The sequence below is a fragment of the Bradyrhizobium sp. 21 genome, assembly GCF_023073335.1.
Lineage (GTDB): Bacteria > Pseudomonadota > Alphaproteobacteria > Rhizobiales > Xanthobacteraceae > Bradyrhizobium.
Genome location: NZ_JADPJG010000031.1, coordinates 178,790 through 193,984 on the forward strand (window position 1 = coordinate 178,790; position 15,195 = coordinate 193,984).

A 15,195-nucleotide genomic window follows, 5' to 3' on the forward strand; every position below is an offset into this window, starting at 1 on the left:
GACCCGCGATGGAAGCTTTCGGTCTCTTGCTTCACGGCTTCGCCGTCCTGATGACGTGGAAGACGCTCGTGCTGATGATGGTTGGCCTCGTGCTCGGCATCTTCGTCGGCGTGCTGCCCGGGCTCGGCGGCCCCAACGGCGTTGCGATCCTGCTGCCGCTCACCTTCACGATGGATCCGACCTCGGCGATCGTGATGCTGTCCTGCATCTACTGGGGCGCACTGTTCGGCGGCGCGATCACCTCGATCCTGTTCAACATCCCCGGCGAAGCCTGGTCGGTCGCGACCACCTTCGACGGTTATCCGATGGCGCAGCAGGGCAGGGCGGCGGAGGCCCTGACCGCGGCATTCACGTCTTCTTTCATCGGCTCGCTGGTCGCGGTGCTGCTGATCACCTTCCTCGCCCCGATGATCTCGTCCTTTGCGCTGAAGTTCGGCCCGCCCGAGTTCTTCGCGGTGTATCTGCTGACCTTCTGCTCCTTCGTCGGATTGGGGCGCGAGGCCAAGCACAAGACCGTCATCTCGATGTCGCTGGGGCTCCTGCTCGCCGGCGTCGGCATGGATACCGTGTCGGGGCAATTGCGCATGACCTTCGGCTCGTCCGAGCTTTTGCGCGGCATCAACTTTCTCGTCGCCGTCATCGGCCTGTTCGGCATCAGCGAGATCCTGCTGACGATGGAGGAGCGGCTGGCGCTGCGCGGCCACGCTGCGAGCATTTCGCTGCGCGTGGTGCTGAAAGTGTGGAAGGACCTGCCGAAATATTGGGTGACGCTGCTGCGCTCCTCCTTCATCGGCTGCTGGCTCGGCATCACCCCGGGCGGCGCGATCGCGGCGTCCTTCATGGGCTATAATCTCGCCAAGCGCTTCTCCAAGGATCCCGAGAGTTTTGGCAAGGGCCGCATCGAGGGCGTGTTCGCGCCGGAGACGGCGGCGCACGCCTCCGGCACCGCGGCGCTCTTGCCGATGCTGGCGCTCGGCATTCCCGGCTCCGGCACCGCCGCAATCCTGCTCGGCGGGTTGATGGTGTGGGGGCTCAATCCGGGGCCGCTGCTGTTCGTCGAGCACAAGGACTTCGTCTGGGGCCTGATCGCCTCGATGTATCTCGGCAATGTCGTCGGCCTCGTGCTGGTGCTGACGACGGTGCCGATCTTCGCCTCGATCCTGCGCGTGCCCTTCGCAGCGGTCGCGCCGATGATCGTGGTGTCCTGCGCGATCGGCGCCTATGCGATCCAGAACGCCATGTTCGACATCTGGCTGATGCTCGGCTTCGGCGTCGTCGGCTATGTCTTCAAGAAGATCGGCATTCCGCTGGCGCCGTTTACGCTGGCGCTCGTGCTCGGCAACCGCGCCGAGGATGCCTTCCGCCTGTCCATGATCGGCTCGGGCGGGAACCTCGGGGTGTTCTGGTCGAACGGCCTGGTCGGCTCGATCACGACCTTGGCGATCGTGCTGCTGTTTTGGCCGGTGATCGACCGTTTGCTTGCCTGTGTCGGATTGACGCAGCGGGCCAAGGTGACTCGCGGTAGGCCGGAATCATCCACTGATTCAATGGCGTAGGGGGTGATGTCGCCGCAGTCCGGGCGCCACGCGCCCCGATTGTTTCTGGTTGTTGCTAGCCCGGCACAGCTCTTGGGCGCCCCTGGGCGTATATTTTGATCACAAAATTGTGCGGAGGAATTGCCATGAAGCGGATCGTGATTGGAATGGCAGCGGCGATGTCGCTGTTCGCTACGGGCGCGCTGGCTGCTGATCTGGCGGCAAGACCCTACGTCAAGGCGCCGGTCATGGTCGATCCGGTCTGGAGCTGGACCGGTTTCTACGTCGGCGGCAATGGCGGCTATAGCTGGGGCCGCTCGCGCACCGACGTCTCCTATTTCAACTCGGCAACCGGCCTAGGGATCGTGCCTCCGGCCGGCTCCATCACCAATGCCTCCTTCGACATGAATGGCGGCGTTGCCGGTGGCCAGGCCGGCTACAACTGGCAGAGCGCCAACTGGGTCTACGGCATCGAGGGCGACCTGCAATGGTCGGGCGAGAAGGGGAGTTCTGTGTACTCCTGCGTCGGCACGGCTCCTGCTGGCGGCGTCTGTCTTCCCACTTTTACATTCCTTCCGCCTGGCGGTCTGGCAGGCACGACCTTGGCGGTCGACCAGAAGCTTCAGTGGTTCGGGACGGTGCGTGGCCGCGTCGGCATCCTGGCGACCCCGAAGGTGCTGTTCTACGGCACCGGCGGTGTGGCCTTCGGCGAGATCAAGACCACGGGCACCATGTCCAGCTTCAGCCTCGTCGCGCCCTTCGGCCCGATTGCGTCGGTCGGCTCGTCCTCCACGACGCGCGTCGGCTGGACGGCCGGCGCGGGCGTCGAAGGCAAGATCACCCAGAACTGGAGCGCCAAGCTCGAATATCTCTACATGGATCTCGGACGCTTCTCGTCCGGTCCGTTCACTGTGGCGCCGGCGCTTCCGATCAGCGCCAACGTCTCGTCGCACTTCACCGATCACATCCTGCGCGCCGGCATCAACTATCAGTTCGGCGGCCCGGTGGTCGCCAGGTACTAAGACCAACAAAGGCGTCAACAAGAAGCAAAGCCCGGCCTTGAGCCGGGCTTTGTCGTTGGCGGCCTCTCAACGCAGCGCTCACACCACCTTGGCATCCCGGAGCTTGCTGATTTCGTCCGCGCCGAAGCCGAACTCCTTCAATACCTCCTCGGTCTGCTCGCCGAACTCCGGCGGCCGCGCCACCATTTTGCTCGGCGTGCGCGACAGCGTTACGGGCTGGCCGACGAGGCGGATGTCGCGATCCTCGTCGTTCGGCACCGCCTGCGCGATGCCGAGATGCTTGACCTGCGCATCCTCGAACATCTGGTCGATGGCGTAGATCGGTCCGCAGGGCACGCCGGCTTCGTTGAGCTCACTGACCCAGGTGTCGGTCGACTTCGTCAGCGTGCGCTTCTCGATCTCGGCGTTGAGCGCGTCGCGGTTCCTGGAGCGGGCCGGCGCGGTCGCATAATCAGGATGGCTGTAGAGCTCCGGCGCGCCGATCGCCTGTGCGCAGCGCTCCCAGATCCGACCGCCTGTCGTGGCGATGTTGATGTAGCCGTCCGAGGTCCTGAACACGCCGGTCGGAATGCTGGTCGGGTGATTGTTGCCGGCCTGCTTTGCCACTTCCTTCTCCATCAGCCAGCGCGCGGCCTGGAAGTCGAGCATGAAGATCTGCGCCTGCAGCAGCGAGGTCTGTACCCACTGGCCCTTGCCCGAAACCTCGCGCTCCAGCAGCGCGGTGAGGATGCCCATGGCGCAGAACAGGCCGGCAGTGAGGTCGGCGACCGGAATGCCGACCCGCATCGGCCCTTCGCCCGGCGCGCCGGTGATCGACATCAGCCCGCCCATGCCTTGCGCGATCTGATCGAAGCCCGGCCGCTTGTGGTAGGGCCCGTCCTGGCCGAAGCCGGAGATGCTGCCATAGACGATGCGCGGATTGATCTTGGCGAGGCTCTCATAGTCGATGCCGAGCTTCTTCTTCACGTCGGGACGGAAATTCTCGACCACGACGTCGGCCTTGGCAGCGAGGCGCTTGAACACGGCAAGCCCGCGCTCGTCCTTCAGGTTCAGCGTCATCGCCCGCTTGTTGCGATGCAAATTCTGGAAGTCGGAGCCCCGCCGCGGCCCGCCCGGCTGCTCGCCGCCCGCATCCTCGGTGAGCGCGTCGACCTTGATCACATTGGCGCCCCAGTCCGCGAGCTGCCGCACGCAGGTGGGCCCGGACCGGACGCGGGTCAGATCGAGCACGGTGAAGCGCGACAGGGCTTCGGAGGCATGCGGAAAGGGCATCTTGAAAGGCTCCGGGACAGATTGCGGGCCCACCATAGAGCCGAAAGACCATGCGGCAAGACATCCCGCGGCAGGTCTGGGCCGCGCGGATGCCGCCCGTTGCAATGCAATGCCTGAGGGCGCGGCGCGCCAGGGATCAGCGCGCGAGCTGCTTCAGCTCGGCCCGCGCCTTCTCGACCAGGGGATCGTCGCCGTGACGGGCGATGAAGAGCTCGAACGCCTCCCGCGTCCCCTGCCGGCGGGCTGCTTCGTACTCCGTCGCCACCGTGGCGGCAGGATCGCGGGCCATGGGCATGACAGGCGCACGTCCTGCTTTGCCATCCTGCCCGCTGCTGTCGTCCGCATTGGCTTTGCCGACCATGGCAGGCTGTCCTCCGAGGGGCAGGCGATCCGGCCCCGCCAACACCGCCAGGACACCGATCAGACCGGCTAAGACTTGACCTGGTTTCATGGATTTCCTTTACGGATCCTGCTGGTAGGCGGAACCGTCACTCCGCCCGCGACCCGTATGATTACCGAATTTCATGGCTAACACAGCCTTACGGAAGGGGGCGGGCGCTGTCGCCAAAATTAAACCATAAGTATAAATCTCAAGCTAGAATCGCGCCCCTGCGTCCCGAATCGCGCGCGACGGATTGCTCCGGAGAGTCCATTGGCCACAGCTGTTAGCGTCAGTGCCACCAACAACGCCGAGATTGACGGCCTGCTGTCGGGCTACAAATGGACCGGCACGATCACCTACAGTTTTCCCGACTCGCCCAGCGACTACGCCAGCCCGTACTCCGGCGGCAGCAGCGAACCGACCTTGGCAGGCTTCGGCCCGGCGCCGAGCCAGATGCAGGCGGCGATCAACTACGCGATCGGGCTGATCCAGAGCTACACCAACGCCAGCATCCAGTATGCGGGGACCGACGGCGCCGACATCATGGTCGCGCAGTCGTCGAAGCCCAATCCGACCTCCTATGCCTACTATCCCGGAAATTACGCGGCCGGCGGCGACGTCTGGTTCGGCACGCACTACGACTACACGCAGGCGAAGCTCGGCAACTACGAGTTCACCACCGCGCTGCATGAGCTCGGCCATGCCTTCGGCCTGAAGCACAGCAACGAAACCACCGGCGGCGTCGCCAATGTCGCGGTGCCCAGCGCGCATGACGATAGCGAATATACCGTCATGAGCTATCGCAGCTATGTCGGCGCCTCGGACACCGCCGGCTACAGCAACGAAGCGTACGGATTTCCGCAGACCTACATGGCCAACGATATCCTGGCCCTGCAGACGATGTACGGGGCGAACTACACGACCCAGAGCGGGACCACGGTCTACACCTGGAGCCCGACCACGGGGCAGGAGTTCATCAACGGCGTCGGGCAGCTCGCGGACGGTGGTGGCGCCGGCGGTTCGGCCAACCGCATCTACGAGACGGTCTGGGACGGCGGCGGTGTCGATACCTACGACCTGTCGAACTACACGACGAATCTCAGCATCAATCTCAATCCCGGCGCGTCGTCGCTGTTTTCCGCCGTGCAACTGGCCAATCTCGGCGACAACCAACATCTCGGCTACAACCATTATGCGTCCGGCAACGTCTACAACGCCTATCTCTACAACAACGACGCGCGTTCCTACATCGACAACGCCACCGGCGGTTCCGGCAACGACGTGATCGTCGGCAATGCCATCGCCAATTTGCTCAACGGCGGTTCGGGCAACGACACGATCACCGGCGGCGGCGGTAACGACACCATCATCGGCGGCTCGGGCACAGATACTGCGGTGTTTTCGGGCAACCGCAGCAGCTATCTGGTCTCCTTTGACGCGACGACCCAGACCTTCACGCTCGTCGATGAGCGTGGGCTTTCGCCTGACGGCACCGATGCCGTCACGGGTGTCGAGTCCTTCCAATTTGCGGATCAGACCGTCTCGAGCGCGACGCTCGCCAGCAGTGGGCCTTATCTCATCGAATCCGCAGGCGCCACTTCGCTCATTCAGGGCAGCGGCAATTATCTCCTCGGCGTGGGCGGGTTCTTGCTGATGAAAGGTGGCGCGCCGGTTGCGGTCGGCGCCTATGGCGCGTGGGCGCCGATCGGCGCCGAGGCGGTCACGGGCGGCTACGACATCGCCTGGAAGAATTCGGCGAACGGCCTCTATTCGTTCTGGAGCACGGACACCAACGCCAACTTCACCTCAAATCTCACGACCGACCTTCCGGGCAAGAGCCCGATCGTGGAGTCCTACGAGACGATCTTCCAGCAGGATCTCAATGGCGACGGCGTCATTGGTGTCCCGACGACGACGATCGAGGCGATCGGCTTGACCAGCCTTGTGCTGTTCGGAACCACCTACGAGTTGAACAGCACCAGCAGCGGGACGGGCCCCGTGCTGAAGTCCGGCGGTTCTGCCGTGGAGGCCGGCAATTATGGCGTCTGGAGCCCGGTCGGTGCGGAACAGGTCACGGGCGGCTATGACATCGCCTGGAAGAACGCGACGACGGGGCTGTTCTCGTTCTGGAGCACCGACTCCAGCGGCAATTACACGTCGAACCTCACCTCGGACCTCCAGGGTGTGAGCACCACCGTGGAAACGTTCGAGACGACGTTCCATCAGGACTTCAACGGCGACGGCACCATCGGAATTCCCATCGTCACCATCGAGGCGGCAGGATCGACCAGCCTGGTCCAGGTCGGGTCGAACTACGACCTGAACAGCATCAGCAGCGGAACCGGTCCTGTTCTGAAGTCGGGCGGCAATCCAATCTCTGCCGGCAACTATGGCGTCTGGTCACCGGTTGCCGCCGAGCAGGTCTCGGGCGGCGGCTACGACGTCGCCTGGAAGAATTCGTCGACCGGCTATTTTTCGATCTGGAGCACCGACAGCAGCGGCAACTATTTGTCCACCCTGACGCCGGAAGTACCTGGAACGGACTCGCGCCTGATCGCGCTGGAGCCGGCGTTCCATCAGGATCTGAACGGCGATGGCACGATCGGCGTTTCGACCACCACGATCGAGGCCCGGGGCACGACCAGCCTGGTCCTGAGCGCAGGCAACTACTACCTCAATCCGACTGCGGGAGGCGCCGGCCCCGTCCTGAAGAATGGCGGCTCCGCGGTCGTCGCCGGCAACTATGGCGTGTGGTCGCCGGTGGCCGCCGAGCAGGTCTCGGGCGGCGGCTATGACGTCGCCTGGAAGAATTCGTCGACCGGCTATTTCTCGGTCTGGAGCACCGACAGCAACGGCAACTTCGTGTCGACCCTCACGCCCGAAGTGCCGGGAAGCGACTCCCGTCTGAAGGCGCTCGAGCCGGTGTTCCACCAAGATCTCAATGGTGACGGCGCCACGGGCGCTGCGCCGCTGGCGAGCGCGGGGCTCGCGAGCGCCGGTGGCAACTTCGTTTTCAATTTCGACCCGGGCGGAACCACACTGCCCAATTCGTCCGAGCCGCCGGATTCGATGCCCGAGCCGACCAGTGTGCAGATCGCGTCAGAGCACGCGACTTTTGCCGAAACGGCCGGGAACCACGATGCGGTTGTGATCGGCGGTCTGACTGACTTTCTTCACAACCTGCACAGCGCCGGTTTCCTGCTCGGCTGACGGCGAGGATCGCGTCGCGTCCAATCGACGCAGTGCGACGCGTCATTTCCCCCACAGATCGCGTGTCACGTCGCAGTTGTTGGATATGCACGACACTTGTATGATCCATTGGTGCTGACTGCCGCTATCGACGATGTCCGAGACGTCGCGGTCAAAGTTCCGGAAGATAAAAAAAGCACGTCAAATTGAACCTTGCCTGATCCGGTGCGACCACTAGAAGATCCGCGGTCCGTCGCGCAACAGTTGCGCGATGGAGAAGTGCCAAGAAGTCTGCATCCGTTTTTCCCAGTAGCGTTGCGTACCCAAAAAATTTCAACACGAAGGTCTTATTTGCGAACGCCCAAAGCGGCGGGGGAAGTTTCAGCGAAATCTGGAAGGTGATGCCGTGAGGCTGCGCGACGCGCAGGCCACGGCAGCGAAGACTTGTGCATGGCAACAAGCTGTTGATTTCAGCTTCATCTTGGGAGGAAGAAATGCGTCGAATTGCACTCTGGGCCCTGATTGCAGGATTGTTCGTACCATTGATTGCGTCGCAACCGGCCCACGCCCAGGCCACGAGAACCTGGGTTTCCGGCGTGGGCGATGACGCCAACCCGTGCAGCCGCACCGCGCCCTGCAAGACCTTTCCCGGCGCGATTTCGAAGACGGCGGCGGGCGGCGAGATCAATTGCCTCGACTCGGGCGGCTTTGGCACCGTGACCATCACCAAGGCGATCACGATCTACTGCGAGGGCGTCGTCGGGAGCATTCTGGCGTCCGGCACCAACGCCATCAACGTCAATGCCGCAGCGACGGATCATATCGTGCTCCGCGGTCTGGACATCGAGGGAGGCGGCACCGGGCTCAAGGGCATCAACGTCTTGCAGGCGGCCTCGGTGGTCATCGAGCATTGCTTCATCAGGGACTTCAACAGCGCAGGCGGCGTCGGCGTCTTCGTCAACCCGTCGAACTTCAACTCGATGCTCATGATCCGTGACAGCGTGATCTCGCACAACGGCACCGCGGCCGACGGCGCCGGCGTTCAGATCAACACCAACGGCGGCAGCGCCCGCGCCACGCTCAATAACGTCGCCATCCACAAGAACTTCGTCGGGCTGAACGTGCTGGGGACAGCCAACGTCCAGGTCAACAACAGCAACATCTCGGAGAATCTGAGCACGGGCTTCGCCCTGAGCGGTGCCGCCTCGGCTCGCATCGGCCGGTCGATGATCGTCAACAATCTGGGCGCGGCGACCTCCGGCAGCGTGCTGTCGTATCTGGACAACCAGATCAACGGCAACGCCCCGGACACGACGCCGGGAACCGCGGCCGGATATCACTAGCCCCCCGTGCTTTCCAAGAATCTTGTGCATGATGACAGGGAATTTTTCAGTTCAATTTTGGAGGTTCAAAATGCGTCGCATTGCTCTATGGGCTCTCATGGCGGGACTGCTCTTGCCGTTCGCCCTATCGCAGCCGGCTCACGCCCAGGCGACCAGAACGTGGGTTTCTGGTGTCGGCGATGACGTTAATCCGTGCAGCCGCACCGCGCCGTGCAAGACGTTCGCCGGCGCCATCTCGAAGACCGCGGCTGGCGGCGAGATCAATTGTCTTGATTCCGCGGGCTTCGGCACCCTGACGATCACCAAAGCCATCTCGATCTATTGCGAAGGTGTCGTCGGCGGCGTGCTGGCGGCCGGAACCACGGGCTTCATCGTCAACGCAGCCGCGACGGATCACATCGTGCTGCGCGGTCTGGACATTGACGGCGCTGGAATCGGGGTCAAGGGCGTCAACGTCCTGCAGGCTGCATCCGTCCTCATCGAGCATTGCTTCATCAGAAATTTCAACAGCGCGGGCGGCGTCGGCGTCTTCGTCAACCCCTCGAACTTCAACTCGATGCTCATGATCCGTGACAGCGTGATCTCACACAACGGCACCGCGGCCGACGGCGCCGGCGTTCAGATCAACACCAACGGCGGCAGCGCCCGGGCCACGATCAACAACACCGCCATCCACAAGAACTTCGTCGGGCTGAACGTGCTGGGGACAGCCAACGTCCAGGTCAACAACAGCAACATCTCGGAGAATCTGAGCACGGGCTTCGCCCTGAGCGGTGCCGCCTCGGCTCGCATCGGCCGGTCGATGATCGTCAACAATCTGGGCGCGGCGACCTCCGGCAGCGTGCTGTCGTATCTGGACAACCAGATCAACGGCAACGCCCCGGATACGACGCCGGGCACCGCCGCCGGATATCACTAGACCAGGACCAACCGACGAGCTCCGGGCGCAACGCGCCCGGAGCTTTTTCGTGTCCGCCGCCCGCTATGGATTTTGGGATAGCCACCGACTAATCTGGCAGCCCAAGCAAGGAGAGCGGATGGGATGCAGACCCTCGACAGCCAGGATCCGGGGTATTGCCGCGAGGTGCCGCGGGCAAGCGGCTTTTCGCGACGGGCGGGATGGTGCACCGTCATTCTCGTGATGCTCGTGACGCTGACGCCCGCCATCCCGGCCCATGCCCAGTCGCTCCGCCAGGGAGTCTCCGCGTTCCAGCGCCAGGACTATGTGACGGCCTCCCGCATCTTCATTCCGCTCGCGGAGCGCGGCAATGCGCCGGCGCAGTCCTATCTCGGCTTCCTGTTCGAGACCGGCCGCGGCATGCCGCAGAATTACACGGAAGCCGCGATGTGGTACCGGCGAGCAGCCGAGCAGGGCGACAGCCGCGCCCAATATTCCCTGGGCCTGCTCTACGACCGCGGCCAGGGCGTGCCGCAGGACATCGTCGAAGCCTCGAAATGGCTCAATCTGTCCACGGCCGCAGCGCCGCGGCCGGCGCGCGAGGCGCGAGCCCGGATCCGCGATGCCGTCACCACCAAGATGACGCGCGGAGAGATCGCCCAAGCCCGCCTGCGGGCGCTGGAATGGGCTCCGAGCCGCGAGCACTGATCGCCCGGCCTATCATCTCAGCCCGGCCAGCCGCCGAGCCAGTTCGTATACCAGCTCTCGCCCAACCAGCCGATCCAGATCGCCGGCGCCAGGAATAGACCGAACGGCAGGAATGCCGTGGCGCGGAGCCGCTCTCTTCGCAGCGCTGCATTGGCGACATAGGCGCCGATCGCGAGCAGCGCTGCAAGCTCGATCACCGCGGCCACCGTCGCGAGATCGAGCCAGGCGCCGCAGACCGCGGCGAGCTTGACGTCGCCGAGCCCGAGCCCATCGCGGCCACGCCAGCGCCGGTAGAGCAGCATCAACAGCAGGAGCGGGGCTGCGACAGAGCCGGCGCGGACGACCGCCCAGAGCATCGCCTCGACGCCTGTCTCCTGTGCGAACCCGCCGGCGCGGAGCAGGGCGAGCGCGAAGGCCGCCGCCGTCAGCTCGTTCGGAATGCGGTAGTGGCGGGCATCGTTGGTCGCGACCGCAAGCATCAGGGCGGCGAGGAACGCACCGTACAGGCCTTCCGCGCCCGGCGCGGTGACGAGGCTTGCGAACACCCCCAGCAGCAGCGCGAGGCTGAGCGCGAGCGGAGGGCCCGCCCCGTCATTCGCGGCCGGATCCGTCACGCCGTCAGCGCGCCGCCTTGGGCGGGCTCACGGTGATGACGGGATTGCTGGTTCCAACGAGGCGGCTGTTCATCTTGCTGCGCATCTCCTCGGCGATGACATGCGCATCGACGCCGTCCTTGATGACGGTCGGGCGAATGAACAGGATCAGCTCGGTGCGGGCACGCGCGGTGGTCTGATGCGAGAAGGCGTCGCCCACGCCGGGGATGGAATCCAGAATCGGAAGGCCCTGGCGCTGCCTGTTCTCGGTCTCGCTGATCAGGCCGGCGAGCAGCACGGTTTGCCCGCTCGTCACCGCGATCGAGCTCTTGACCTTGCGCTGCGAGATCGTCGGCGTCAGCGAGTTGGCGCTGCCGGCGGCGACGCTCGAGATTTCCTGCTCGATGTCGAGCACCACATTGCCGTTGGCGTTGGCGCGCGGCAGCACGCGCAGGATGATGCCGGTGTTCTTGTAGTCGATGGTGTTGACGACGGTGTTGTTGGCGGTCAGCACGGTCGCGGTGCCGGTCGAGAACGGCACCTGGTCGCCGACCTGAAGGGTCGCCGCCTGGTTGTCCAGCACCACCAGCGACGGGTTCGACAGCACCTTGACATTGGTGACGCCGTGCAGCGCATCGAGCACGACGCGCGGCGAGTTCTCGGCGCCGATCAGGAAGTTGAAGCCCGGCAGTGCCCGGCCGAGCAGGGCGCCGGCCGCGGCGTTGACGGCGTTGCTCGTTCCCTCGATATTGCTGCCGATCGTGCTCGAATTGCTGATGCCCGAAATGGTGTTCGAGATCGAGCCCTGCTTGCTGGCAAGGAAGAATTGCACGCCGTAGTTCAACTGGTCGTTCAGCGTCACCTCGGCGATCGTCGCTTCGATCGCGATCTGGCGCTGCGGCCGGTCGATCTGCCGGATCGTCTGCTCGACGACGCGTTGCGATTCCGCGTTGGCATAGACCAGAACCGCGTTGTTGGTGACGTCGGCGGTGATCCGCACGTTCTGGAGGATCGCATTGGTGGCAGGTTTCGCGCCCGAGCCAAGCAGCGAGCCGGAGCCGTTGTCCTGGGCGGGCGCGCCGATGGCCGCAGGAGCGGGGCGCGCGCCGAGCGGAGAGCCGGGAGCACCGGTGACGGGCGTAGCGGCGCCAGCGGCCGCGGTCGGAAGCGCGCTGAGCGAGGCCACCGGATTGGCTCCGGAGGAGGACGTCGCGAGGCCCGAGCCGGGCGAAATCTGGCTCGCGGAATTGTCGAGCGAGGAGCTGCTGGTCGCGCTCTGGCTGAACAGTATCTCGTTCAACAGCGCCACCACCGCTTTGGAATTGCCATAGCGCAGCGGATAGGATTTCAGGTTCACGCCGTCCGTGTCGGAGCGGTCGAGCCGCGCGATCCACACCTGCGCGCGCTTGAGAAACTCCGGCTTCTGGCTGACGACCAGGATCGCGTTGAGGCGGCCGATCGGCTGGAACTTGACCACGCTCTGGCTCAGGCCGCCTTCGCCCGAATCCATGATCTTTTCCATCTCGGAGATGAGCGGCTCGGGCGTGGAGTTGTGCACCGGGAAGATGCCGACCGATTGTCCGCGCATCCAGTCGGCGTCGAAGGAGAGGATGGTGTCGACCGCGGTCGCCCGGTCGGTTCCGCTGCCGCTGACGATCAGCGTGTTGCGGGCACTGTCGGGACGCATGGTCGAGGCCTTCACGCCGAAGGCATCGAGCAGCTTGAAGATGTTCTGGGCCGAGACATAGCGCAGCGGCACCACCGTGATGCCCTGGCCGGCTGCGGCATTGGTGGAGCGATCGATGCCGCCGGGACCGGCTTCCGGCGCCGGCAGCAGGCGGTAGCCGGTGCGGTCGCGCACCAGCGCCACGCCGGACATGCGCAGCGCGTTCTCCAGCACGTAGAGCGCGTCCGCCTTGGGCACCGGGCGCACCGAGGCGAGCGTAACGGTTCCCTGCACGCGGGGGTCAATCGTGTAGCCGACGTTGAGTACGTCACCAAGGATGACCTTTGCGACGGTGGCGACCGGCGCGTTCTCGAAATTGAGGTCGTAACCGCTGCCGCCGGCATCGTCGCGCTCGGCCATCGCGCCGCCTTGCGGCGTTGCACCATCGCTGAGATAGATCGCGGGCTTCGACGATTTCGACTGGGCAATGCCGCTTGCCCCGGTATCGGCGGGTTGTCGCGGCTGAAGATCGAGGGAGCGGACCTTGTCGGCGATGTCCTGCGCACGCGGATCCCTGGGGTCCGCCTCGACCGACTGGTCGGCCGTGACGATGCAGGCCGTGAGCAGGAAGGCGGACGACAACAGAACGAGCGTTCCAGTCAACGCTGAGCGGAGCTGCAAGAGCGGCTGGACCACTTCAAACAAGATACGCCCACCAACTCTGAGTGTGACAGAAATATGCATCCGATCCCCCCTTGGTTCGGACGCGCAATAATTTGCGCCACGATTATGTTTTTGCTAAGAAATAAGTCAAGGGCAAAGGGCCTTCGTGGCCCGCCGAAGTTGTTGCATTCAGGTAACAAGGTCAATGCTGTGAATGCGATGCGCGACCGCTCCGCAGATAGCTTCCGGCAGCACCTCCTGGAAAAATATTCGCTGCCGCCGCGGGCCCATGCCCATGCCCAAGCTCATGTCGACAAATCAGCCAATCCCGCCATCACGCGCCCCTTACGCGAATTGTGGGAGGCCACGGATCTTTCCGCAGCCGAATTCGCCGACGAAGTGTCCGATCATTTCGGCCTGCCGCGGCTGAGCCTTCCGCAGCTGCTTGCGGTGACGCCTCGCCTCGACGGTTTTTCGCGCCGCTTTCTGCGCGAATCCACCATCTTCCCTTTCAGTGCGTCGAATGATTTTTTTCGGCTGGCTGTTGCGGACCCCTCCGACACGGCGGCCATTCGCGCCGCCGAAATCGTGTTCGGAACGCCGGTGGACGTCGTCGTGGCGTCATATGAGGATATTACCACGGTCCTCGATCAACGGGCCGAGGCCGACGACGCAAATGCCGATCGAAGCGGCAGGAGCGTTGCGCAGCAGTCCGACGACGACATCGAGAGCCTGCGCGATCTCGCCAGCGGCGCGCCGGTGGTGCGCGCGCTCAACGATCTCCTGGAGCGCGCGGTGGACTTGCGTGCCAGCGACATTCACGTCGAACCGTTCCGCGCCGGACTCGTGGTGCGCACGCGCGTCGACGGTTTGCTGCGCGCGCTGCCGTCGCCGCACGGCATCCCGCCTCAGGCGCTGATCTCGCGCATCAAGATTCTCGCCAGCCTCAACATCGCCGAGCGGCGCCTGCCGCAGGACGGCGCGGCGCGCGTGCGGGTCGGGCGAAGCGAGCTCGACGTCCGCGTCGCGACCATGCCGACGCAGCATGGCGAGAGTGCCGTCATCCGCCTGTTGCCGCGCGACCGCGGCCTGCTGGAGATGAGCAAGCTCGGGCTTGGCACGCGCGACGAGAGCGCGATGACGCGGCTGCTCGCCATGCCGCACGGCATGATCGTGGTCACCGGCCCGACCGGCAGCGGCAAGACCACGACGCTTGCGACCATGCTGTCGATCCTCAACGAGCCGACGCGCAAAATCCTGACCATCGAGGATCCCGTCGAGTACGAAATCGCCGGCATCAACCAGTCCCAGGTCAAGCCGTCGATCGGCCTGACATTTGCCTCGGCGATGCGCGCCTTCGTGCGCCAGGACCCCGACGTGATCATGGTCGGCGAGGTCCGCGACGCCGAGACCGCGCATATCGCAATTCATGCGGCGCTGACCGGCCATCTCGTGCTGACGACGCTGCACACCGAGACCGCGGCGGCTGCCGTGCCGCGCCTGATTGATCTCGGCATCGAGGGATTTTTGCTGAAGTCCACGCTGCGCGCCGTGGTGGCGCAACGCCTGGTGCGCGTGCTCTGCGACCGTTGCAAGGTGCCGCACGCGCTGACCGAGGCCGATCTCGCCAGGGACCCCCGCTTCGCGGTGATCGGTTTCAGGTGCGGCGAGGTCGTGCACGAGGCCGGCGGCTGCGAACGCTGTGGCGGCACCGGCTATCGCGGCCGCAACGGCGTGTTCGAGATCCTCGAAATGTCCGACGAGGTGCGCACGCTGATCGGCCCGCAGACCGACTCCCACTCGATCGATGCCGCCGCGATGCGCGGCGGCATGACGACGATGCTGGAGGATGCCGTCGCCAAATGCCGGGCGGGAATGACGACGGTGCCCGAGGTCTTCCGCGTCACGACGGTGCGCTAGAAAT

General features: G+C 64.7%; 11 protein-coding genes. 7 read left to right on the forward strand and 4 right to left on the reverse strand.

Annotated features, from left to right (window positions below; translation table 11 throughout):
* The first annotated feature begins 8 nt into the window (after window positions 1-8).
* Both IVB31_RS24855 and IVB31_RS24860 read left to right on the forward strand, forming a co-directional pair.
* Window positions 9-1,556, forward strand: a complete 1,548-nt coding sequence (locus IVB31_RS24855; RefSeq protein WP_247328924.1) for a tripartite tricarboxylate transporter permease — start codon at window positions 9-11, stop codon at window positions 1,554-1,556.
* A 125-nt stretch (window positions 1,557-1,681) separates the two neighbouring features.
* Window positions 1,682-2,557 (forward strand): outer membrane protein, encoded by an 876-nt coding sequence (locus IVB31_RS24860; protein ID WP_247328928.1) that lies wholly within the window; start codon window positions 1,682-1,684, stop codon window positions 2,555-2,557.
* A gap of 78 nt (window positions 2,558-2,635) precedes the next feature.
* Here IVB31_RS24860 and IVB31_RS24865 read toward each other — a convergent pair whose 3' ends face one another.
* Entirely contained in the window at window positions 2,636-3,829 is a 1,194-nt protein-coding gene (locus tag IVB31_RS24865; protein WP_247328931.1) for a CoA transferase, read from the reverse strand.
* A 136-nt stretch (window positions 3,830-3,965) separates the two neighbouring features.
* The gene (locus IVB31_RS24870) at window positions 3,966-4,280 is read right to left on the reverse strand and encodes a hypothetical protein (RefSeq protein WP_247328933.1); all 315 of its coding nucleotides are present in this window, start codon (window positions 4,278-4,280) and stop codon (window positions 3,966-3,968) included.
* 201 nt (window positions 4,281-4,481) lie between these two features.
* Between IVB31_RS24870 and IVB31_RS24875 the strand changes: the two genes are divergently transcribed.
* The 4 genes from IVB31_RS24875 (at window position 4,482) to IVB31_RS24890 (ending at window position 10,349) form a co-directional block, all read left to right on the forward strand.
* Window positions 4,482-7,421 carry a M10 family metallopeptidase C-terminal domain-containing protein gene (locus tag IVB31_RS24875; protein ID WP_247328935.1) on the forward strand — a complete coding sequence of 980 codons (2,940 nt, stop codon included), beginning with the start codon at window positions 4,482-4,484 and terminating at the stop codon, window positions 7,419-7,421.
* 473 nt (window positions 7,422-7,894) lie between these two features.
* The gene (locus IVB31_RS24880) at window positions 7,895-8,743 is read left to right on the forward strand and encodes a right-handed parallel beta-helix repeat-containing protein (protein WP_247328938.1); all 849 of its coding nucleotides are present in this window, start codon (window positions 7,895-7,897) and stop codon (window positions 8,741-8,743) included.
* Window positions 8,744-8,813: 70 nt separating this feature from the next.
* A complete protein-coding gene (locus tag IVB31_RS24885) occupies window positions 8,814-9,662 on the forward strand; it encodes a right-handed parallel beta-helix repeat-containing protein (RefSeq protein ID WP_247328941.1) in 849 nt (282 codons plus the stop codon).
* 123 nt (window positions 9,663-9,785) lie between these two features.
* Window positions 9,786-10,349 (forward strand): tetratricopeptide repeat protein, encoded by a 564-nt coding sequence (locus IVB31_RS24890; RefSeq protein WP_247328943.1) that lies wholly within the window; start codon window positions 9,786-9,788, stop codon window positions 10,347-10,349.
* 17 nt (window positions 10,350-10,366) lie between these two features.
* Here the strand turns inward: IVB31_RS24890 and IVB31_RS24895 are convergent, their stop codons facing one another.
* Window positions 10,367-10,963 carry an A24 family peptidase gene (locus IVB31_RS24895; RefSeq protein ID WP_247328945.1) on the reverse strand — a complete coding sequence of 199 codons (597 nt, stop codon included), beginning with the start codon at window positions 10,961-10,963 and terminating at the stop codon, window positions 10,367-10,369.
* A 4-nt stretch (window positions 10,964-10,967) separates the two neighbouring features.
* Entirely contained in the window at window positions 10,968-13,352 is a 2,385-nt protein-coding gene (gene gspD, locus IVB31_RS24900; RefSeq protein WP_247328948.1) for a type II secretion system secretin GspD, read from the reverse strand.
* Window positions 13,353-13,481: 129 nt separating this feature from the next.
* Here gspD and IVB31_RS24905 point away from each other — a divergent pair, with 129 nt between their 5' ends.
* The gene (locus IVB31_RS24905; protein ID WP_247328951.1) at window positions 13,482-15,191 is read left to right on the forward strand and encodes an ATPase, T2SS/T4P/T4SS family; all 1,710 of its coding nucleotides are present in this window, start codon (window positions 13,482-13,484) and stop codon (window positions 15,189-15,191) included.
* Window positions 15,192-15,195: the final 4 nt, after the last annotated feature.

Coding starts and splice junctions, on each gene's coding strand:
- IVB31_RS24855 (WP_247328924.1), top strand. CDS start 9: ATGGAAGCTTTCGGTCTCTTGCTTCACGGCTTCGCCGTCCTGATGACG.
- IVB31_RS24860 (WP_247328928.1), top strand. CDS start 1,682: ATGAAGCGGATCGTGATTGGAATGGCAGCGGCGATGTCGCTGTTCGCT.
- IVB31_RS24865 (WP_247328931.1), bottom strand. CDS start 3,829: ATGCCCTTTCCGCATGCCTCCGAAGCCCTGTCGCGCTTCACCGTGCTC.
- IVB31_RS24870 (WP_247328933.1), bottom strand. CDS start 4,280: ATGAAACCAGGTCAAGTCTTAGCCGGTCTGATCGGTGTCCTGGCGGTG.
- IVB31_RS24880 (WP_247328938.1), top strand. CDS start 7,895: ATGCGTCGAATTGCACTCTGGGCCCTGATTGCAGGATTGTTCGTACCA.
- IVB31_RS24885 (WP_247328941.1), top strand. CDS start 8,814: ATGCGTCGCATTGCTCTATGGGCTCTCATGGCGGGACTGCTCTTGCCG.
- IVB31_RS24890 (WP_247328943.1), top strand. CDS start 9,786: ATGCAGACCCTCGACAGCCAGGATCCGGGGTATTGCCGCGAGGTGCCG.
- gspD (WP_247328948.1), bottom strand. CDS start 13,352: ATGCATATTTCTGTCACACTCAGAGTTGGTGGGCGTATCTTGTTTGAA.